Below are 19,162 nucleotides of genomic sequence, written 5' to 3'. Positions count from 1 at the left end.
TAAAGGTCTTGTGGCAGGAGGTGGGACGAAAATGAAGGAACACAGCAGTACAATAACTTCTTTTCAAATTCAGTTGCTTTCAAGAATTATTGATATGGATGAATATCCTTTTTTAAAATTGGTGATTGAACAGAATATTAGTGAAGAAGAGTATAATGAATTATTCGCCCATCTCAATAGTCAGCAAGCTATGTATGAGGAACAGAAAAATGAAGGTTTATTGGATTTCAGTTCGCTCCTCATCGAATTTGCCGGGTTATTAAATGAAAAACTGGATCCTACAACAACGATTCATGCCCTTCGTAAGGAAAATTATTTCCCCGAACTAATGGATGAATATATAAAAATTTTACAAGAATCATAAAGTGAAATTTTATTCAGTGGGGGTTTCCTTACTCCCCATTGAATGTTAGTTGAACCGAATCAGGGATTTACGGACTGTATATTCTCCACCTTCATATGTTGGGCTTCCTCCTGTTTAGAGGTGAGGGGTATTACAGATCGTTAATGCGTGATAAAAAATCAGGACGCAGCTCTTAACCCACGTCCCGATTTTTATTAAATGCTTTTTACTTTATTCTCAAGGTCTCTTAGGCTTGCTTCGATTTGTTCGAGATAATGGTAAATTCCCTCTTGGTGAGGTTCTACAGTTTCTTTCCATTCTTCCACCGATTTCTTCATCTCGTCCGTTAATTCCTTTACAATTACAACGCCTTCCTTAGAAGTTTCACGCAATTGATCTTTCAAATTATTGATCAGATTCAACATATCAATGAACTGATCTTTCAGGCAGTTCCTGACATCGCGACCTGATACAGGTGTACTCAACAATGCTGCTGAAGCGCCAATTGCGCCACCAACAAGAATTCCAAGAACTATTGATTTACTAGACATAACAGATCTGCTCCCTTCTGCTTATACTGCTATCTTTCACCATTCCCGGACAAACGAAACATGGGAAATGATTCTCTATTTCCATTATAACAGATTTATTACCAGGTGCTAATTCTTTCGTAAAAAAATCCTCTAATCGAAATTAGAGGATTTAAGTTTACGATACTGATATTGGATTGGACCGTCTGAAGATACCTTGCACAATCGGATAAACAACTACCATAATTACTGCATTCACTGCCATTGCAGGAAGAACAACGAGTAGGAAGAGGGAAATTAATCCACCCTCTGGAATACCTGCAATCAGGGAGATGACCGTAATGAAGATCGAACCACTGATCAAAGTCCCAATACCGGCTAGGGCAGGAGCTGTAATGTTTTCGTTTAAACGACCCTTTAATGCGAGGAAAATCGCCAGAACAAGAAAAGCGGTGATTGGTTTATCTATAACGTTTGCAATTTGACCACCGGGTGCTCCGGTTGTTAGTGCTGACATGATTCCCGTTGCTAAGGAAAGCACGAGAACGTATTTCGGTTTCGGGAATAAGAAAATCCCGAGGAACATCATGGACAACAACATATCCGGCTTCACTCCGAAGAATAACGGTGGGATAATTGCATGTAACACCGCACCAATCCCTACAAGTAACGACAATATAACTAGAACTTTAACTTTCATTCTAAACCTCTCCTATTCTCTTCTCATCTAAGGTTTCCAACTGTACACTCATTGTCAGTTGCGAAACGTTAGATTTATTATACCAGAAGTACCCGGAAATGAATAGGGAATTTTTTATACAATTCTGTTACTATTTCACGTTACCGCGGATTTCTCCTGCGATTTGTTGTAAGTCTTCGCTCGTATACTGATCACCATGAACTGTCCAGCCAAGATCATAACCATCGCCTTTACCGTAACGCGGAATGAGGTGGAGATGTAAATGGAATACTGATTGTTCTGCAGCAGCTTCGTTATTATTCAACACGTTCATTCCTTTTGGCTCATATGCTTCTTTAATCGCATTAGCTATCTTAGGAACACGCTCGAATAACTCTCTTGCTACTTCTGGCGGTGTTTCATAAATATTTTTCGTATGTGTCTTAGGAATAATCAATGTATGTCCCTTCGTTACTTGACTAATATCTAAGAAGGCATAGACATGCTCGTCCTCATATACCTTTGCAGATGGGACTTCTCCCTCTATGATTTTACAAAAAATACAATCTTCATGACTCATAAAACCTTCACTCCTTCTATGTATTTGTACATCCATTGTACCTGTTGTGGCGTGAAAATTCAAAATTCAAAAGCTTTGAACCTCTCATGACTGAAATCACGAGTGTTCTTGGTTTAGTTATAAATACGCCAAAAAGAAACAGGACTGGTCCAAGGGGGAGGACCAGCCTGCTTTAAGAAGACAGCGGGATACAACATGCAGCAGCTTACTAGTGGGGAAGGTAAACGAAAATTGGAGTGAAAAAATTTCGTTCACACAAATCTTTTCTTAAAAGTTAAAGAAATTAATTTTTAAGGAAAGATTTAAGGATTTTAAAGCGTTCCTGCAATTATTGGTATTTGCGTGTAACACAGAATCCAGGCATTTTTAACACCTCTCTTGTGATACAATCAAATCACTTTGTGTATTCGCTGTCTTCGGTTCTTATTTTGTTTCGTTTCCTATTTCTTATTCATCCAAATAATAAGACTCAATTTTCTTTCACAGCTGAAACAGTAAACTACCCTCTCGTATCCGTTGTTCCGTCACGATGAAGATTATATTTCTGAAATATTATATAATACAACTTTCGCACTGATAAGCTTCATAAAATTGCTCTAGGTCACTGTACCGAGAAGACTTTAAATAGTACAGTTGACTAGCTCAATATAATAAACGGGACTCCTCTATTTACCCGAACGGACTGGAGTCTGCTTCATTCGAGTGATTAGAACCTTTCTATTTACCCGAATGGACTGGAGTCTGCTTCATTCGAGTGATTAGAACCTTCCTATTCACTCGAGCGAACTGGAGTCTGCTTCATTCGATCGATTAGAGCCATTCTATTCATTCGAACGGACTGGAATCTACTTCATTCGAGTGATTAGAGCCCTCCTATTCACTCGAATGATCTGGAATCACCTTCAAACGAGTGATTAGAACCCTCTAAATAATTTCCATTCAAAATAATCATCTTTACTAGTTCAGTTGCCCGGAGGAAGGTGACTCCTACGGGAATAGCACGAGTCCAGACCTAAGCAGTAAGCGAACTTCTTCCGGGGGAGACTAAGTTCTCCACGTCCTGTGCGTCGAGGCTTCGGCTGTGCCTTAGGATGGGCATCCGTCCGTCGGGCAACTGAACGGCGGCGATTAGAACTCTAAATTAGTGAACGAGCAAAAACACTTACGCTGAGTGAAGGCAAGGGTTCTAATGAAGGGAGACCGCGGTATATTTTGGCAAGCGAAAGTAAAGATGATAAAATTAATGAAAGTATGAAGGAGGTAAGCTCACGTGGATTCTTTGTTACATATTGACAACTTACATGGTGGTTACACCCATAAAAACGTATTACATGGAATATCTTTTGACGTGTATCCAAATGAAATTGTTGGCCTGATCGGACTCAACGGAGCGGGAAAGAGTACGGCGATTAAACATATAATCGGTCTTATGCAGCCGAAAAAAGGCAAGATTGTTGTAAATGGAAAGACATTCCGAGAAAACCCGACAACTTACCGTGGCCAAATGGCATATATCCCGGAAATGCCGATTCTTTATGATGAATTAACGCTGTATGAACATCTCAAGCTTACGGCGATGACCTATGATATACCAGAGGATGTATTTGAAAACAGACTTGATCCATTACTGAAGGAATTTCGCATGGAGAAGAAACTGAACTGGTTTCCTGTTCATTTTTCAAAAGGAATGCGTCAAAAAGTAATGATCATGTGCGCTTTTTTAATTGAACCACCGCTTTATATTGTGGATGAACCATTTGTTGGTCTTGATCCGCTTGGGATTTCCTCTTATTTACAGCTAATGGAAGATATGAAACAAAAAGGTTCCGGCGTATTGATGTCGACACATATCCTTGCTACTGCAGAAAGGTATTGTGATCGTTTTATCATTATCCATGAAGGCGAAATTAGAGCTTATGGCACGTTAGAAGATTTGCGGGAAAGTTTCGGAATGCCAGGAGCAACATTAGATGATTTATATTTACGCTTAACGAAGGAAGAGGATAGCAATGTTTGATTCCCATGCCTTTTATAAAAAACGGCTAGCTTCCCATATGAAAGAATTAGGCCGCTACACGCGTTATATTTTTAATGGGCATATTGCTTTTGCATTATTCTTCTTCATTGCTGCGGTTGCTTATTATTACCAAGCATGGCTTCAGCAGCTTCCGGAAAATTTCCCGACTGCTGCTATCATCGGAATTGCTTTCGGGCTCGTTGTGAGTTACAGTCCGGTCCGAACATTACTTCAGGAACCTGACCTTGTTTTCCTAATCCCTGCCGAAGAGAAGATGAAACCTTATTTCCGGAACTCAATCATTTATAGTTTTGTCATTCAACTTTATTTGATTCTGCTTGTTGCGGCGGCATTAGGACCGTTATATACGGCAAGTTTTCCAGAAAGGGAAGGGAATCCTTACTTACTTACTATTATTATCCTGCTTATTTTTAAAGTGGCCAATCTCCTTGCAAACTGGTGGATGTACCGGATTAGAGATCGCAATCACCGCCGGCTGGAAATATTTGTGCGGATGGTAATGAATGTTCTTGTCTTTTATTTCATGATTGCAGGTGAAATGCTTGGTGCCTGTATCGTGACTATTCTTTTTGCAGCGCTTTTTCTTTACGATTATGTTTTAGCGGCAAAGCAAGCCGGAGTAGTTTGGGATCTGTTGCTTGAAAAGGATCAGAATAGTATGCAGACGTTTTACCGGATTGCGAACATGTTCAGCGATGTGCCACATATTAAGACAAGAGTAAGAAAGCGACAATGGCTCGTTTCACTAGTTACAAGAAATATCCCATTTGAAAAACGACACACCTTTGATTATCTGTATAGGATTACATTTGTTCGGAGTGGAGATTATGTCGGGATGTACGTGCGTTTAATCATTATTGGTGGATTATTCATCTATCTTATCCCTAATATTTGGGTGAAGCTGTTATTTGTTATACTGTTCCTTTATATGAGCAGCTTCCAGATGATGACCCTCTACCAGCATCACCGAACGATTATGTGGCTTGACATTTATCCGATTGAAAAAACGGATAGGCAGCAATCTCTTGTAAAATTGATTTTTCAACTTACAATCTTACAAACGGTTTTATTTGCTTGTATTTTTATCATCATGCAAGAATATGCCGGATTTCTCTTTGCAATGATTGTTGGCGTAAGTTTCACCTATTTATTCGTGAACGGCTATGTCAAACGGAAGTTAATCTAGATTGGAGATTGCTAATGAAGGCTAGAAAGAATATTTTGCTCGTTTTTTTTGTCGCTTTAATACTGATTACAGGCGTATGGGTACTGCAGCTATCGCAAGGGAAAATGCCTTATCTTGATCAAATTACAAGAAGGTTTGTCGATTCGCTCGGGCAATCGTTTCTCCTGGAGCCTTTCCAATTGATCACCCATCTTGGCTCCAGTTTCTTTTTATATCCTTTTGTCGCAATTGTTACGATACTTTTATTTATTTGGTTTAAGCATTGGCTGCCAGCTTTCTTTTTCGGTGGCGGTATTTACCTCACGCATAAGGTTAATGAAGTAATCAAGCTCTTCGTAACAAGGGAACGCCCGAGTATTTCTGTGAGTCTCAATGCGGAGGGCTACAGTTTCCCGTCTGGACATGCGATGCTTTCCGTTGTTTGCTACGGACTGCTTGCTTATTTCATTACGCGTCAATTAAAGTCTAAAAGACAGATTTTAACAGTGCAAATTGCCTGCGGGATTCTGATATTGTTAATTGGAATTAGTAGGTACATTATCAACGTTCATTACTTAACTGATGTATTCGCCGGCTTCTTTATCGGATTTCTTCTCCTAACCGTTTTTATTTTCCTATATGAAAGGTTGATTAAGAAAGTATCTCCGTCTAAAGACTGAGATGGAAGCAATCCAGGGAAGGTTCACGGATGGAGGCTGGACCGGTAGACTGAAGAGGAACAGAAAGAGAGCGCGGATTGCCAATTGGGTTCTAATCATTCTCTTTCCTTATGTTAAAAAGAAAGAGTGATGCGAATGAGACGTTTTTTTCAATACTTTATTGCGATATTTTTAATCGGTGCCGGCATCATGCTTGTGCTTGCTAATATTGGAATCATGGATTTCGGATTCCGCAGCCTCTGGCACTATGTTTATCCAGTGTTCATCCTTGTTCTCGGGCTCAAATGGATGTTCGATTATTTCCGGAAGCGGGGAACCCACTGGTTTCTCGGCATCTTCTTTACCGTATTCGGGGGATTATTATTCCTCGATCGTTTCGAGGTCCTTACGTTTTACTTTACAGATGTAGTGAAGCTCTGGCCGTTATTCATTATATACTTCGGTTTTGTTTTGATTGGCTTTGGACGAGGTAGAAGGTATATTCATATTTTAAGGGAAGGTAGCCCGAGCTTGAGGAAACGTCAAGATATGACAGTGAAGACACAGAACTTCACCATCGGGAGCCAGGAGTACAGTGAACCGAACTGGAAGGTAGAACCGATGAATATTAATATGCTTGCGGGAGACTTTTATCTCGATTTTTCGAAAGCATTTATCCCAGAGAAGGAGATTCCAATTTTCATCCATTCACTTGCTGGTGATGTTCATATACTAATTCCGGAGAATGTTGATTTCCGAATTGAAGCAAATGTGAAGGTCGGGGATATTAACGTCATTGGTAACGTTTCAGAAGGAATCAGTCGTTCCTACTCATATGAAACAGATAATTATGAAGAAGCTGTAAGAAAGATTGACTTTTACATCCAATTAAAAGCAGGGAGTATTCGAGTTGACCAAGTGTAGGGGGAGAAGGCATTGAAGAAGAGATTTTCAAGCATCCGTTATATTTTTATCCATTCCCATTTGTCAGGGCTTCTCCTGTCTACTGTGACACTCCTTGCAATCCTGCTATTGCTCTATGTTCTATTTGAACCCGGCTGGCTCAATCCATCAGCGATCTTCCTCTTTACCGGGTTGTATGTTTTTATCGGATTAATTATTGCTGTCTATACAGGCTTCAGGTCAAGCGGGAATTTTAAAACGAGGCTGGATACTCTCTCCGTGCTAATTACACAATTTGCGAATGGCAATTACCAATCGAGTGTTCACTTTGAGGAAAATGACGAGGTCACTAGAATAGGTAATGAATTGAATGAATTAGGGAAAAAGTTGCAAGATCAGGTGAAATCATTACAGCGGATGGCGGATGAGAAGTCAGAACTTGCGAAGTCTGCCCATAAATCAGCAGTAATAGAGGAGAGGCAGCGACTTGCGCGGGATCTGCACGATGCGGTGAGTCAGCAATTATTCGCTCTCACGATGATGTCGGAAGCAGCTGTAAAGCAAATGGAAGCAAGACCAGAGGTAGCAAAGACGCAAATGAAGGAAGTTGCTGCAATGGCACTGCAAGCGCAAACGGAGATGCGGGCACTACTTTTGCATCTGAGGCCAGTGTATTTATCAGGTGAGACTATACATGAAGGGATTAAAAAATTAGTAGAAGAATTGCAAATGAGAAGCCCAATCGATTTCCGGGTGGAAGTAGAAGATGATCTTGTCTTATCAGACACAAAGGAAGAACATGTTTTTCGAATTATTCAAGAGGCTTTCTCCAATATTTTACGTCACGCAAACGCTACAATTGTTCAGGTAAATATCAGAAATTTGCGTCATGAATTATTTATCCATATTCGCGATAATGGGAAGGGTTTCGATGTATCAACGAATAGAGATAAGAAGACATCTTACGGGTTGAAGACGATGCGGGAGCGTAGTGAAGAGCTCGGTGGAACTTTTCAGCTTCGTTCGAACCCGGATGAAGGAACATATATCGATATAAGAATACCATTTTAAAGGGGGAGTAATATGGTCCGAGTAGTCGTTGTCGATGACCATGACGTCGTACGGAAGGGTATTATCGCTTATTTGACAACAGAGCCCGAGATAGAAGTCGTCGGTGAAGCAAGTAGCGGGAATGCAAGCATTGCGATTATTGAAAAGGAAAAGCCGGATGTCGTTTTAATGGATCTAATGATGGAGGACGGGGATGGTGTTGAAGCGACACAAAAGATTTCAGAAGTGCTGCCAAGCTGCAGGGTAATTATTTTAACAAGTTTTTATGATGATGAACAAATCTTTCCGGCACTGGAGGCAGGAGCATTCAGTTATTTACTTAAAACGGCTTCCGCAACAGAGATTGTGCAAGCAATATTAAAAGCGGTAAAAGGGGAAAATGTGATTGAACCGAAAATAGCCGGGAAAATGCTCTCAAACTTTCGCCAGTCGGAGAAGAAACTGCATGATGAATTGACGGAGCGGGAACTGGAAGTACTTCTTTGCATTGGAAACGGGATGACGAACCAGGAGATAAGTGAACACCTATTCATCGGAATTAAAACGGTGAAAACCCATGTAAGTAATATCCTTTCTAAACTTGAAGTAAAGGACCGGACACAGGCTGCGGTCTATGTCCACCGCAATCAATTGCTCTAACGCCACGAAATAGTCATAAATTCCGAGGCGTAGAAATTGTATTATCATTTTTCTATTCGTATAATGTTAAAGTGAAACTTCATTCAGTGGAGGTATCCTTACCTCCCCCACTGAATGTTGGTTGAACAGAATCAGGGATTTACGAACTGTATATCCTTCACTTTCATATGTTGGGCTTCCCTTATTTTAGAAGTGGGGGTATTAGAGACCGTTAATACGCGATAAAGGAAAAGAGTCAGAAAGGACCCAAACTTATGCATTCATTGACGAAAAAGGCAGAGAATCTTTTGCTGATTATTTGGGTACAGGCCTTTGTAGCAACTACCGGAAGTTTGTTTTATTCCGAAGTAATGGGTTATATCCCTTGCGAGCTATGCTGGTATCAACGGATTTTAATGTACCCGTTAGTTATCATCTATGGATTGGCACTATGGAAAAAAGATGTAAAAATGACATTGTCGGGATTGGTATTAAGCGGGATTGGGATGTTTGTCTCCACGTATCATTACTTACTTCAAAAAGTTCCGGCCTTCCATGAAATGGGAGGATCATGTAGTGGTGCCGTACCATGTAATGCAATCTATGTGAATTACTTCGGTTTCATCACGATTCCATTTATGGCTGGTGTAGCATTTATTGTCATCTTTGTTTTCCATCTACTTTTGCTTAAAGAAATAAGGAGGAACTGATTCGAATGGGTAAGAAAGTCACGATAATTGTCTCCGTGGTTGTGGTACTATTTATAGCGTTATTCTTTGCGCTTAATTATAAAAACAACAAAGCGCTTGAAGGAGATAATCCATATGGAACCAATGATTTAGATCAAGCGACCATCGACCAATTAGGAGATCCATTATACGGCAATCAAATTTTACCGGATGATTTGATTGAGCAGGTGGAGAGTGGGGAACCAACTACTGTTTATTTTTACAGCCCGACCTGTGTATACTGTCAGCAGACAACACCTTATCTCGTTCCATTGACAGAAAAGATGGATGTAGATATGAAGAAGCTGAACTTGCTTGAGTTTGGTGAAGAAGCGGAACCATTTGGCATTCGCTCCACACCTACTCTCATTTATTATGAGAATGGTAAGGAAGTAGCTCGCCTCGAAGGCCAGCACCCTGAAGAACAATACGAACAATTCTTTAATGAATTCGTCTTGGCTGGTGAATAAACGAAACGAAAAAAGGTTATCCACTTTAATATAAGCGGGTAACCTTTTTAAACTACTGATTACTTTCATTCAGTGTAAAGCCAACTTAGGTCTCGAGGTGCGCAGTCCAGGTGTCTGAACTGCTCCGTGGAAGGATACCATTTGGTACGCTGTTTTTATTCTTCCTCTTCCTCTACATACATATCATAGGTTGCTAAATAGGTGTTTTTGAAAAAATAGGAAGATGGCTTCACTTGGTCTAATTCATGTGCTTTTTGGAACTCGCCAGATGCCTTCCAGTATTCAAAATCCTTTTTTGAGGACCATTGGGTTAAAATGACATATGTTGTTCCTTTATAGGGGCGTAATACCCGGAATGCTTGAAATCCTGGCATTGCTTCGACGGAATGTTTCCGCCGCTTGAAACGGTCTTCGAATAAAGCTCTGCTTTCTTCAGCCACAGGGATATTATTCATGACGACATAACCTCTTTGTTGTATCTCCCCTGTTGCTTCCAGGATCTCATATTTCCGGCCAGATTGAAAAATTTCTTTTGTCGGATGTTCATAATAGAGAAGCCCACCCGCATTATTTTCCATGAGTTTTAGTTCTAATTCTTCATGTTTTTTTTCCATTTGCAGCAAGAAGTCAATCGTACCGTTTGTCATGTATGCATTCAATTTTATTCCCCTTTCTATATTCCTCTTAACTCCTATTCTACCCTAAAACCGAACGCTGTACGCAACGACAGAAGTTTCCCAAACAACTTATTCAAACTTTATCACGTATTAACGGTCTGTAATATCCCCGCATCTAAACATGAGGGAAGCCTAGCATGTGAAAGTGGGGGATAAACAGCCGGTAAATCCCTGATTCTGTTCAACTAACATTCAGTCGGGGAGTAAGGAAACCCCCACTGAGTGAAGTTTCACTTTATCCCTGTAGAAGATTGTCGTATAATGCAGAGGTAGAGGTGGAATAATGGTGAAACCGAATCAAAGGAAGATGAATCGAAAACTGAAATGGATAATCATTACGCTTGTTTCCATTATAGGTTTGGCTTTAGCTGGTTATGCTATGATTATCTACTTCGGTAGTCAGATTGTCGATGAGGATGCGCTCATCCTTGCCCAGACGACAACGATTGAAACCGCTGATGGAGAAGTCATTGCGGAACTCTATCAGGAAAATCGTGATTATATTCCGCTGGATGAAATACCTAAACATGTACAAGATGCTTATATTGCGATTGAAGACAGACGGTTTTATGAACATGCCGGTATTGATATCAAGTCGGTTACGCGGGCTGTGTATAGGGATATCATCGCGATGAGCAAAGTAGAGGGTGCGAGTACAATTACGCAGCAGCTCGTAAAGAACTTGTTTTTATATAATGATAAAACCTGGACCCGTAAAGCGAAAGAAGCGGCAGCGGCTATTTACTTGGAAAGAAAGCTGTCTAAAGAAGAAATCTTAGAACTTTATCTCAATGAAATTTACTTCGGTCACGGAATCTATGGCATAGAGAAAGCAGCAAACTTTTATTTCTCGAAACATGCGAGCGAATTATCAATTGGAGAAGGGGCACTGCTTGCTGGAATGGCTAAGGCTCCAAACGGTTACTCCCCAATAAACCATCCGGAAAAAGCTTTGGAGCGAAGGAATATCGTCCTTGCCGCGATGGAGCATGCTGGGATGATTTCGATAGAGACAAAACAAACGGAACAAGGGAAAGCGCTTGGTTTACAATTGGAAGAAGCAGCTAATACCCCGTGGATCGATAGTTATCTTGACCTAGTCATAAAAGAAGCGCAGGAAAAGAGTCAGCTGCCGATCGAACAATTGAGAAGGGGAGGTTACCGGATTATCGTCGGAATGGAAGATGACGTTCAGCAAACTGCTTACGAAATGTTTACCAAAGATGATTATTTCCCTGGAAATACTTCTGGTACAGAAGGGGCATTTGTTATGATGGACCAGGATACAGGGAAAATTATTGCCGCAATTGGTGGCAGGGATTATACTTTCGGCGATTTAAATCGTGTTACGGTCAATCGGCAACCGGGTTCAACGTTCAAGCCGTTAGCAGTCTATGGTCCTGCACTGATGCAAGAGGAAACATTTACACCGTATTCGTTGCTGCCGGATGAAAAAGCTGTGAATGGAAATTATCCTGTTGCCAATGTCGACGATACGTATCAAAAGGTAGTGAGTATGTATGACAGTCTCGTAACTTCAAAAAACGTTCCAGCCGTTTGGTTGCTAGATCGCATTGGTATTCCCTATGCGAAAAGCTATTTAGAAAAGTTGGACATGGATATTGAGGATGAAGACTTAGCGATTGCACTTGGTGGGCTTTATGAAGGAGTTACACCACTTAATCTCGTCGAAGCATACCGAACGTTTGCAAAAGATGGGAATTTCATCAAAGCTTATACAATTGAAGAAATCTATGATTATAACGATACACGCATTTATAAAAATAAGTCAGAAGAAAAGGAAGTGTTTACGCCACAAGTTGCTTGGGACATGACAGAAATGCTCCGAAAAGCAGTAGAATCCATGCCGGAAGCAGCTCGAACCTATTCGAAAGCACTCGCCGGAAAGACAGGAACGACACAACATCCACTCGTGGAAAACGAAGTGAAGGATGCATGGTTTGTCGGCTATACTCCTGAATACGTAATGGCTGCTTGGACTGGTTATGATCAATCCGATGCAGAACACTATTTAACAGGTGGAAGTATTTATCCGGCTCGGTTTATTCAAGATATATTGACAGAAATCGACAAACTACACCCATTAGCTGAGAAATTTGAAAAACCGGATACGGTGGAAGCACTCGCGGAACCAGTCTGGATTGCCCCGGTAACCAACGTTCAAGCAAATTATGTATGGGGCGGTATCTCTTTAGTGCAAGGGAAAATCAGTTGGGACCCTTTAGATGATGAGCGAGCAATCTACCGGATTTATGAAGAAAGGGATGGCATCGACAGAAGAATCGGAGAAGTGGAAGGGGAAAGTGAATATATGATAGAACATGCATTGTTTAAGCATAAAAAATATTATGTCGTCACCTATGACCCGTTCACAAAGCTTGAAAGTCAAAGATCGGAAACAGTTATTTTGAACTAACGTTTTAGACAAATTAGTGACATTCAAGTCGAAAACCTATACAGGCTTATTAAGAATCGTTATAGTTTAAGATGGCGAAAGTGATAATGACAAAAGGATGAAATAAATGACGAAAAAGATGAATGACACAATTTTACAAGCGTATCGCGGTAAAGAAACAAGTTACACACCTGCTTGGTTCATGCGCCAGGCAGGAAGATCTCAACCGGAATATCAGGAGATTAAGAAAAAGTATTCCCTGTTTGAAATCACACATCAGCCTGAGTTGAGTGCATATGTTACAAGACTCCCAGTAGAAAATTATAATGTGGATGCAGCAATTCTATACAAAGATATTATGACGCCACTACCGGCAATGGGGATTGATGTAGAAATCAAGGCAGGCATCGGCCCAGTCGTCGATAATCCAATCCGCAGCTTTCAAGATGTAGAAGCGCTTGGAACGATTAATCCAAACGCGGACATTCCTTATATTTTGGATACAATTCGTATCCTGACGGAGGAACAGCTGGAAGTCCCGCTTATTGGCTTTAGCGGAGCGCCTTTCACATTGGCAAGCTATATGATTGAAGGCGGCCCATCAAAAAGCTATCACGAAACCAAAAAACTCATGTACCTTGAACCGGAAACATGGTTCCTATTGATGGACAAATTGGCAGACATGATTATTACATACGTTGAAGCCCAGGTGGAAGCGGGAGCCCGAGCAATCCAGCTATTTGATTCTTGGGTAGGATCACTGAATGCTCCAGATTACCGTGTGTTTATTAAACCGGTAATGACAAGAATTTGCAGTGAGTTACGGAAGCTTGACGTCCCGCTCATTATTTTCGGTGTAGGTGCCCGTCACCTCCTGCTTGAGTGGAACGATCTTCCAGTAGACGTAATCGGGTTAGACTGGAGAACATCGATTACAGAAGCAAGGAATATGGGAGTAACGAAAGTATTACAAGGTAATCTTGATCCCGTTATGCTCTTAACCGAATGGGAAAATATCGAAAAACGCACAAAGAATATTTTAGATGAAGGCATAAAGCAAGGGAAGCATGTCTTTAATCTCGGCCACGGTGTGACACCGGAAATTAAGCCGGAAACATTGAAAAAGCTGACAAATTTAGTTCATGAATATAGCAAGCGTTCTTAAAAATAGCAGGACGCAATGAATATTAAAGATGAGGTGTTGAAAAATGGCGAAAAAAATAAAAGGCTTATTAGTAATGGCATATGGAACTCCAACTAAAGAAGAGGATATTGAACCTTATTACACACATATCAGACACGGCAGAAAACCTGAGCCGGAAGCACTTCAAGATTTGAAGGAGCGCTATGATGCAATTGGCGGTGTATCCCCGCTTGCGAAAATTACAGAAGACCAAGCGAATAGTCTATGTGTTAAGTTAAATGAAGTACAAGATGAAGTGGAATATAAAGTATATATCGGTCTCAAACATATTACGCCATTTATTGAAGAAGCGGTAGAGAAAATGGCGCAGGATGGAATTAAAGAAGCTGTTTCCATCGTATTAGCTCCACATTATTCTACATTCAGCATTAAATCATATAACGAACGGGCAAAAGAAGAAGCAGATAAACATGGTATAACGCTCACTTCTGTCGTTGATTGGTATAACGAACCAGGCTATATCAAATTCTGGGCAGACGGTATTAAAGCTATTTATGACGAGCTACCGAAAGAGGAACAAGAAAAAACAGTGCTGATTGTTTCAGCTCATAGCTTACCAGAGAAAATTATCCAAGCCGGTGACCCGTACCCGGAACAGCTGGCAGAAACCGCGAAGCTTATTTCTGAAGCTACCGGAATTAAAAATTATGAAGTAGGTTGGCAGAGTGAAGGGAACACGCCTGACCCATGGCTCGGTCCTGATGTTCAAGATTTAACTCGTGATCTATACAATGAAAAAGGTTACCGTTCCTTTATTTATGCTCCGGTCGGATTTGTTGCCGATCATTTGGAAGTTTTATATGACAATGATTACGAATGTAAAGTTGTTTGTGATGAAGTCGGTGCGAACTATTATCGTCCAGAAATGCCGAACTTGGCTCCGTTATTCATCGAAACATTGGCAGATGTTGTGTTGAAAACGGAAAAGCGTGACGCACATGCGTAATATTGTAATTATCGGCGGCGGTATAACAGGTTTATCCGCCGCCTTTTACTTACAGCAAGAAAGCAAGCGTAAGCAAGAACCGATTAAACTAAAGTTGATCGAAGCAAGTGAGCGTCTTGGTGGTAAGATAAAGACGATGAAGCGGGATGGTTTTACAATCGAACAAGGACCAGATTCCCTGCTCTCTAGAAAACCAGCTATCGTCGAGCTGACGAAGGAGCTTGGATTAGAAGATGAGATGATCTTTAACGAGACAGGCTCGTCTTTCATTCTTGTGGACGGAAAGCTGCATCCAATGCCAGCAGGGACGTTTATGGGAGTACCAAAAGAAGAAAAGGCAATTGTGGATACGGAAATCTTTACGGAAGCAGGGAAAAAGCGAGCACTAGAGGAGCTTGAGATTCCAAAGGGCGAGCCGGTGGAAGACCAGCCCCTCGGTTTATTTATGCGCCGAAGATTTGGTGATGAAGCGGTGAACCGTTTAATCGCCCCGATGCTTGCTGGGATCCACTCTGGTGACATTGATGCGATGAGCTTGATGGCAATCTATCCGCTATTTTACGAACTGGAACAGAAGTACGGAAGTGTCATGAAGGGATTACAGGAACATATGCCTAATAAACCTGTCACGAAGGAAAAACGTTCATCCGGGATATTTTTCACCTTTAAAGACGGACTGGAAACATTAGTTCACCAGTTGCATGAGAAATTAGCTGCAGATACCGTCAGTACAGGAGTGGCGGCTGAACAGATTGTAAAGACAGACTTCGGCTATGAAATTTACCTGGAATCAGGAGAGAAGCTTGCTGCAGAAGCTGTTATCCTTGCAACAGAGCATTCGGCCGTTCCGAATCTTTTCTGCGATCATCCTTTTTTACAGGAACTGAAGCAGATTCCTGCTGTCTCAACGGCAAATGTAGTGATGGCATTTGATGGGGATGCAATTGAAAATGATCTTGATGGGACCGGGTTTCAAGTAGCTCGTGAAGGAGATATTGAAATTACAGCTTGTACGTGGACGAATAAGAAATGGCCATCAACAACACCGGAAAATAAAGTATTACTCCGTGTCTATGTCGGAAGTCCAGAAAAACAAGCATTCATGAAGCTAAGCGATGAGGTGCTAACGGAACTTGTATTGGATGAATTGAAGAAAGTAATGACGATTAAGGCAGATCCTCAGTTTACAGTCGTTACACGCTGGAAGGATGCCCGTCCGCAATATCAAGTCGGTCATCGTAAGTTCATTCAACGTATCCGCGACGAACTTTCGACCCAACTACCCGGTATCCAAATCATCGGTAGCTCTTACGACGGCGCAGGTATTCCCGATTGTGTAGCAAATGGAAAGAAAGCCGCATTAGAAGCTTTACAATTTTTGAAGAATAATTGATGAGGGAAAACACCAGTCAGTTTCGATTCGGTGTTTTTCTTTCTTTGTATTTTTTTGAAATTTGCAGTTGTAAATGATGGTATCCTTTGCGGGGCACGATTTATAAGTTGGAAGAATATCAAATCGTATAAACTTGTTAAAATTGATGTAAATCATAAATTTTACGGATATGATAAAGAAGTGAATGATCAGTACGAATTGAGAATTAAGACAAAATCCTTCAGTCATTACTGTATTATTACATCGCAAGCAACGCAAGATCGTCTGCTTGCTCTTTTCCATAATAAAGGAATTGAACAGGAAGGTGCGGAAGTTACGAATTACACAGATTCCGTAGAGAAAAATTACAGTCACTAAAAATCGCCTGAAATCTTATCATTTGATTTCAGGCGATTTTTCTATTTATTCATTTTCGTAACTTCTGATTAGCTCATCAACTAATGAACCGACATAATCGACCGCCACTTTAATCGCGTCCGGCTTGGACATGTCGACTCCTGCTAGTTTAATCAAATCAAGTGGTTTCTTCGTGCCGCCAGCTTTTAATACGTCTAACCAGCGATTTATAGCAGGGCGTCCTTCTTCTTTAATCATCTGAGCAACAGCTGTTGATACTGTGAGTCCAGCAGAATACGTATACGGATAGAGTCCCATATAGTAATGCTGCTGCCTCATCCATGTTAATCCGACCCGCTCATCGACCGTAATACTATCACCCCAGAAATTCTTGATCACATCGAGTTTCTGCTCCGTTAACACATCAGCTGTGAGTGGCACACCATTTTCCGCTAAATCATAGACTCGACGTTGTAATTCGCCTTCAAGTAAATGGGTGATGAAGTTATGGTGATATGTACCGAGTAATTGGGTAATGACCCAGCGCTTCATCCGGACATCTTCTGTTTCCTGCAGAAGACGTTCCGCTAGCAGCAATTCGTTTAATGTCGATGGAGTCTCAACAAAATAGGTTGACGGGCGTGTATTCATGAAGGATTGATTTTTCCCGGCAAGGTAGAAATGTCCGGCATGGCCCATCTCATGAGCGAGTACGAATGCACCTCGCATCGTATCTGTCCATGTAATCAAAATATACGGGTGTACTCCATACGGACTCGAACAGAAAGCTCCGTTTGCCTTTCCAATATTGTCCGCCCGGTCAACCCACCCATCATAAATAGATTTCTTCATAATTTCATGATATTCCGGACCCATGATTGATAGCGCGTCAAGAATAATATCCGTAGCTTCTTCATAAGTCGTTTTTGGATTGAGTGAAGGATCGAGTGGAGCTTTTAAATCACAATAATGTAATTCCCGAAGACCAAGTTTCTCTTTCTTTAACTTTGCGTATCGCTGCATATGTGGTGCTAATTCTTTTCCGATGATATCAAGCTGATTATGGTACATTTCTTTTGTCACCTGCTGAGGTGCAAGCAGCATGTCGGTTACAGACGGGAACTTTCGGAGCTTTGCCATTGTCACTTGTTTTGTGACTTCTGTTGCATAAAGGTGAGCAAATGTATTTTTATATTTATCCAATGTTTTCGTAAAAGACTTATAGGCATTCCTTCGCGTTGTTGTATCGGCTGAGAACTCATAACGGTCCTCATATAATGATTCAGACATCGGCAGCTCGACACCTTCCGCATTGGTGATCGGGTCAAATTGCATGTCCGCTGTTTTTGCCCGTTGATAAATCTGGTGAGGGGAACCATGGACTTCATGGAGTGCTGCCAGTGTTTCCTCCACTTCGGGTGCAAGGGTATGGGGTTTATCTTCTAATGCGTCGTAAAGTATTTTTTCATAATTTTTTAGTTTTGGTTCACTTGCTAGGAAGTGCTGGACCTTATCGCTCGTTAATTCCAGCAACTCCGAATGGAAAAAGGAAAGTTTTGCATTAATCCTCGCTAATACACTGCTGGTGAGCGCCACGTCCCGCTGATTGGCGGGGTCAGACCCATCTGCACTCGCTTTTAAATTCGAATAGGTAGCTACACGAACAACTTTTTCCCGGTAGCTTTCAAGAGCTTTTAGTGCTTGGAGCAGAGTAGTCGCACTTTCTGTTATTTTACCCCTAAAGATAGCCACCTGATCCGTTTCTTTTTCCAAATTATTGAGCTCAAGCTTCCAGTTTTGAGGGGTTGGGAACAAGTCCGCTAGGTTCCATTTTTGTTCCTCTGGTACATCCCGGCGCTCGGCACGTCTATTTGTATGAACAGTCATTTTCGAGTCCCCTTTTAGTTATTTATTTCGATACTCTAAATGATTATAATACAAATAAAAATAAAATGATAGAATCTTTCAAAAGAAGGGAAAGAAAAAATGACAGATGTTCTTATGAACAACTGTCTTAAAAGGAGAAATATGGTGTTGTAATACAGTTGGAAACTAAACTAGAGTGAATAGGTTCTGTAAAACAAATGAAGCGCGTGACTATCTTGCAGGATGATCACATTCATCACAAATATTGCCATAGCAGTCAGCTTTTTCATAAATATCCTGACCGCATTTGTTGCACTTCTTCTTTGGTAAACTTTTGAAAAACTCAACTAAACCTAGCATGCGTGGTTCCTCCTCGTTTGTTTGTCAATTAATTACCTGTTGAATGTATTGTAATATAACAGAGTGTAATTTGTCAACGCTGTTTTAATACATTTTTGAAAAACTTTTTTGACTATTATATAATATGCGACGAAAACGTTGTTATACTACACGTTAGCCTGGCTTTATTTATTGCTTTAG

General features: G+C 40.9%; 20 protein-coding genes. 14 read left to right on the top strand and 6 right to left on the bottom strand.

The features are described from left to right. Window positions 1-31 precede the first annotated feature (31 nt). On the top strand, window positions 32-364 hold the full coding sequence (locus GN217_RS01645; RefSeq protein ID WP_156854646.1) for a DUF1878 family protein: 333 nt from the start codon (window positions 32-34) through the stop codon (window positions 362-364). 194 nt (window positions 365-558) lie between these two features. On the opposite strand, the gene GN217_RS01640 is transcribed toward GN217_RS01645, so the two are convergent. The 3 genes from GN217_RS01640 to GN217_RS01630 form a co-directional block, all read right to left on the bottom strand. Then, window positions 559-894 (bottom strand): YtxH domain-containing protein, encoded by a 336-nt coding sequence (locus tag GN217_RS01640; protein WP_156854644.1) that lies wholly within the window; start codon window positions 892-894, stop codon window positions 559-561. Between the two features lie 157 nt (window positions 895-1,051). Then, on the bottom strand, window positions 1,052-1,573 hold the full coding sequence (locus GN217_RS01635) for a tryptophan transporter (protein ID WP_156854642.1): 522 nt from the start codon (window positions 1,571-1,573) through the stop codon (window positions 1,052-1,054). 130 nt (window positions 1,574-1,703) lie between these two features. Next, window positions 1,704-2,132, bottom strand: a complete 429-nt coding sequence (locus GN217_RS01630; protein WP_156854640.1) for an HIT family protein — start codon at window positions 2,130-2,132, stop codon at window positions 1,704-1,706. Window positions 2,133-3,402: 1,270 nt separating this feature from the next. Here GN217_RS01630 and GN217_RS01625 point away from each other — a divergent pair. The 8 genes from GN217_RS01625 to GN217_RS01590 all read left to right on the top strand — a co-directional run bounded on the left by GN217_RS01625 (window position 3,403) and on the right by GN217_RS01590 (window position 9,784). After that, a complete protein-coding gene (locus tag GN217_RS01625; protein ID WP_156854639.1) occupies window positions 3,403-4,149 on the top strand; it encodes an ABC transporter ATP-binding protein in 747 nt (248 codons plus the stop codon). Beyond that, window positions 4,142-5,356 carry an ABC transporter permease gene (locus tag GN217_RS01620; RefSeq protein ID WP_156854637.1) on the top strand — a complete coding sequence of 405 codons (1,215 nt, stop codon included), beginning with the start codon at window positions 4,142-4,144 and terminating at the stop codon, window positions 5,354-5,356. The genes GN217_RS01625 and GN217_RS01620 overlap by 8 nt, the downstream gene beginning before the upstream one ends. 14 nt (window positions 5,357-5,370) lie before the next feature. Next, a complete protein-coding gene (locus GN217_RS01615; protein WP_156854635.1) occupies window positions 5,371-6,015 on the top strand; it encodes a phosphatase PAP2 family protein in 645 nt (214 codons plus the stop codon). Window positions 6,016-6,150: 135 nt separating this feature from the next. Further along, complete coding sequence (liaF, locus tag GN217_RS01610; protein ID WP_156854633.1) at window positions 6,151-6,918, top strand: cell wall-active antibiotics response protein LiaF; 768 nt, start codon at window positions 6,151-6,153, stop codon at window positions 6,916-6,918. Between the two features lie 12 nt (window positions 6,919-6,930). Next, window positions 6,931-7,968 (top strand): sensor histidine kinase, encoded by a 1,038-nt coding sequence (locus GN217_RS01605; protein WP_156854631.1) that lies wholly within the window; start codon window positions 6,931-6,933, stop codon window positions 7,966-7,968. Between the two features lie 12 nt (window positions 7,969-7,980). Further along, complete coding sequence (locus tag GN217_RS01600) at window positions 7,981-8,607, top strand: response regulator (protein ID WP_156854629.1); 627 nt, start codon at window positions 7,981-7,983, stop codon at window positions 8,605-8,607. Window positions 8,608-8,861: 254 nt separating this feature from the next. After that, window positions 8,862-9,296: a disulfide oxidoreductase gene (locus GN217_RS01595; protein WP_156854627.1), complete on the top strand. Its 435-nt coding sequence runs from the start codon at window positions 8,862-8,864 to the stop codon at window positions 9,294-9,296. Window positions 9,297-9,301: 5 nt separating this feature from the next. Continuing rightward, window positions 9,302-9,784 (top strand): thioredoxin family protein, encoded by a 483-nt coding sequence (locus GN217_RS01590; protein ID WP_156854625.1) that lies wholly within the window; start codon window positions 9,302-9,304, stop codon window positions 9,782-9,784. A gap of 155 nt (window positions 9,785-9,939) precedes the next feature. Here GN217_RS01590 and GN217_RS01585 read toward each other — a convergent pair whose 3' ends face one another. Then, window positions 9,940-10,443, bottom strand: a complete 504-nt coding sequence (locus GN217_RS01585; RefSeq protein ID WP_156854623.1) for an antibiotic biosynthesis monooxygenase family protein — start codon at window positions 10,441-10,443, stop codon at window positions 9,940-9,942. A 325-nt stretch (window positions 10,444-10,768) separates the two neighbouring features. Between GN217_RS01585 and GN217_RS01580 the strand changes: the two genes are divergently transcribed. The 5 genes from GN217_RS01580 to GN217_RS01560 all read left to right on the top strand — a co-directional run bounded on the left by GN217_RS01580 (window position 10,769) and on the right by GN217_RS01560 (window position 16,777). Beyond that, a complete protein-coding gene (locus GN217_RS01580) occupies window positions 10,769-12,898 on the top strand; it encodes a transglycosylase domain-containing protein (protein ID WP_232334293.1) in 2,130 nt (709 codons plus the stop codon). A 106-nt stretch (window positions 12,899-13,004) separates the two neighbouring features. Then, window positions 13,005-14,042, top strand: coding sequence for a uroporphyrinogen decarboxylase (hemE, locus tag GN217_RS01575; RefSeq protein ID WP_156854619.1), 1,038 nt, complete (start codon window positions 13,005-13,007; stop codon window positions 14,040-14,042). Between the two features lie 43 nt (window positions 14,043-14,085). Beyond that, window positions 14,086-15,027, top strand: a complete 942-nt coding sequence (gene hemH / locus GN217_RS01570; RefSeq protein WP_156854618.1) for a ferrochelatase — start codon at window positions 14,086-14,088, stop codon at window positions 15,025-15,027. Continuing rightward, the gene (gene hemY, locus GN217_RS01565) at window positions 15,020-16,420 is read left to right on the top strand and encodes a protoporphyrinogen oxidase (protein WP_156854617.1); all 1,401 of its coding nucleotides are present in this window, start codon (window positions 15,020-15,022) and stop codon (window positions 16,418-16,420) included. Before hemH ends, hemY begins: the two co-directional genes overlap by 8 nt. Window positions 16,421-16,474: 54 nt before the next feature. Beyond that, complete coding sequence (locus GN217_RS01560; RefSeq protein WP_156854616.1) at window positions 16,475-16,777, top strand: hypothetical protein; 303 nt, start codon at window positions 16,475-16,477, stop codon at window positions 16,775-16,777. Between the two features lie 45 nt (window positions 16,778-16,822). Here the strand turns inward: GN217_RS01560 and pepF are convergent, their stop codons facing one another. Together pepF and yhfH are read right to left on the bottom strand one after the other, a co-directional pair. After that, on the bottom strand, window positions 16,823-18,643 hold the full coding sequence (gene pepF / locus GN217_RS01555) for an oligoendopeptidase F (protein ID WP_156854615.1): 1,821 nt from the start codon (window positions 18,641-18,643) through the stop codon (window positions 16,823-16,825). 210 nt (window positions 18,644-18,853) lie between these two features. Beyond that, window positions 18,854-18,982 carry a protein YhfH gene (gene yhfH, locus GN217_RS01550; RefSeq protein ID WP_156854614.1) on the bottom strand — a complete coding sequence of 43 codons (129 nt, stop codon included), beginning with the start codon at window positions 18,980-18,982 and terminating at the stop codon, window positions 18,854-18,856. Window positions 18,983-19,162 lie beyond the last annotated feature (180 nt).

The sequence above is a fragment of the Oceanobacillus sp. AG genome (assembly GCF_009746545.1).
Classification (GTDB): domain Bacteria; phylum Bacillota; class Bacilli; order Bacillales; family Amphibacillaceae; genus Oceanobacillus; species Oceanobacillus indicireducens.
This window is presented reverse-complemented; position numbering and strand designations above follow the sequence as displayed.

Excerpts from the sequence above, each read along its gene's own strand:
- GN217_RS01645 (WP_156854646.1), top strand. The coding sequence starts at position 32 with ATGAAGGAACACAGCAGTACAATAACTTCTTTTCAAATTCAGTTGCTT.
- GN217_RS01640 (WP_156854644.1), bottom strand. The coding sequence starts at position 894 with ATGTCTAGTAAATCAATAGTTCTTGGAATTCTTGTTGGTGGCGCAATT.
- GN217_RS01635 (WP_156854642.1), bottom strand. The coding sequence starts at position 1,573 with ATGAAAGTTAAAGTTCTAGTTATATTGTCGTTACTTGTAGGGATTGGT.
- GN217_RS01630 (WP_156854640.1), bottom strand. The coding sequence starts at position 2,132 with ATGAGTCATGAAGATTGTATTTTTTGTAAAATCATAGAGGGAGAAGTC.
- GN217_RS01620 (WP_156854637.1), top strand. The coding sequence starts at position 4,142 with ATGTTTGATTCCCATGCCTTTTATAAAAAACGGCTAGCTTCCCATATG.
- GN217_RS01615 (WP_156854635.1), top strand. The coding sequence starts at position 5,371 with ATGAAGGCTAGAAAGAATATTTTGCTCGTTTTTTTTGTCGCTTTAATA.
- liaF (WP_156854633.1), top strand. The coding sequence starts at position 6,151 with ATGAGACGTTTTTTTCAATACTTTATTGCGATATTTTTAATCGGTGCC.
- GN217_RS01600 (WP_156854629.1), top strand. The coding sequence starts at position 7,981 with ATGGTCCGAGTAGTCGTTGTCGATGACCATGACGTCGTACGGAAGGGT.
- GN217_RS01595 (WP_156854627.1), top strand. The coding sequence starts at position 8,862 with ATGCATTCATTGACGAAAAAGGCAGAGAATCTTTTGCTGATTATTTGG.
- GN217_RS01590 (WP_156854625.1), top strand. The coding sequence starts at position 9,302 with ATGGGTAAGAAAGTCACGATAATTGTCTCCGTGGTTGTGGTACTATTT.
- GN217_RS01580 (WP_232334293.1), top strand. The coding sequence starts at position 10,769 with ATGAATCGAAAACTGAAATGGATAATCATTACGCTTGTTTCCATTATA.
- hemE (WP_156854619.1), top strand. The coding sequence starts at position 13,005 with ATGACGAAAAAGATGAATGACACAATTTTACAAGCGTATCGCGGTAAA.
- hemH (WP_156854618.1), top strand. The coding sequence starts at position 14,086 with ATGGCGAAAAAAATAAAAGGCTTATTAGTAATGGCATATGGAACTCCA.
- hemY (WP_156854617.1), top strand. The coding sequence starts at position 15,020 with ATGCGTAATATTGTAATTATCGGCGGCGGTATAACAGGTTTATCCGCC.
- pepF (WP_156854615.1), bottom strand. The coding sequence starts at position 18,643 with ATGACTGTTCATACAAATAGACGTGCCGAGCGCCGGGATGTACCAGAG.
- yhfH (WP_156854614.1), bottom strand. The coding sequence starts at position 18,982 with ATGCTAGGTTTAGTTGAGTTTTTCAAAAGTTTACCAAAGAAGAAGTGC.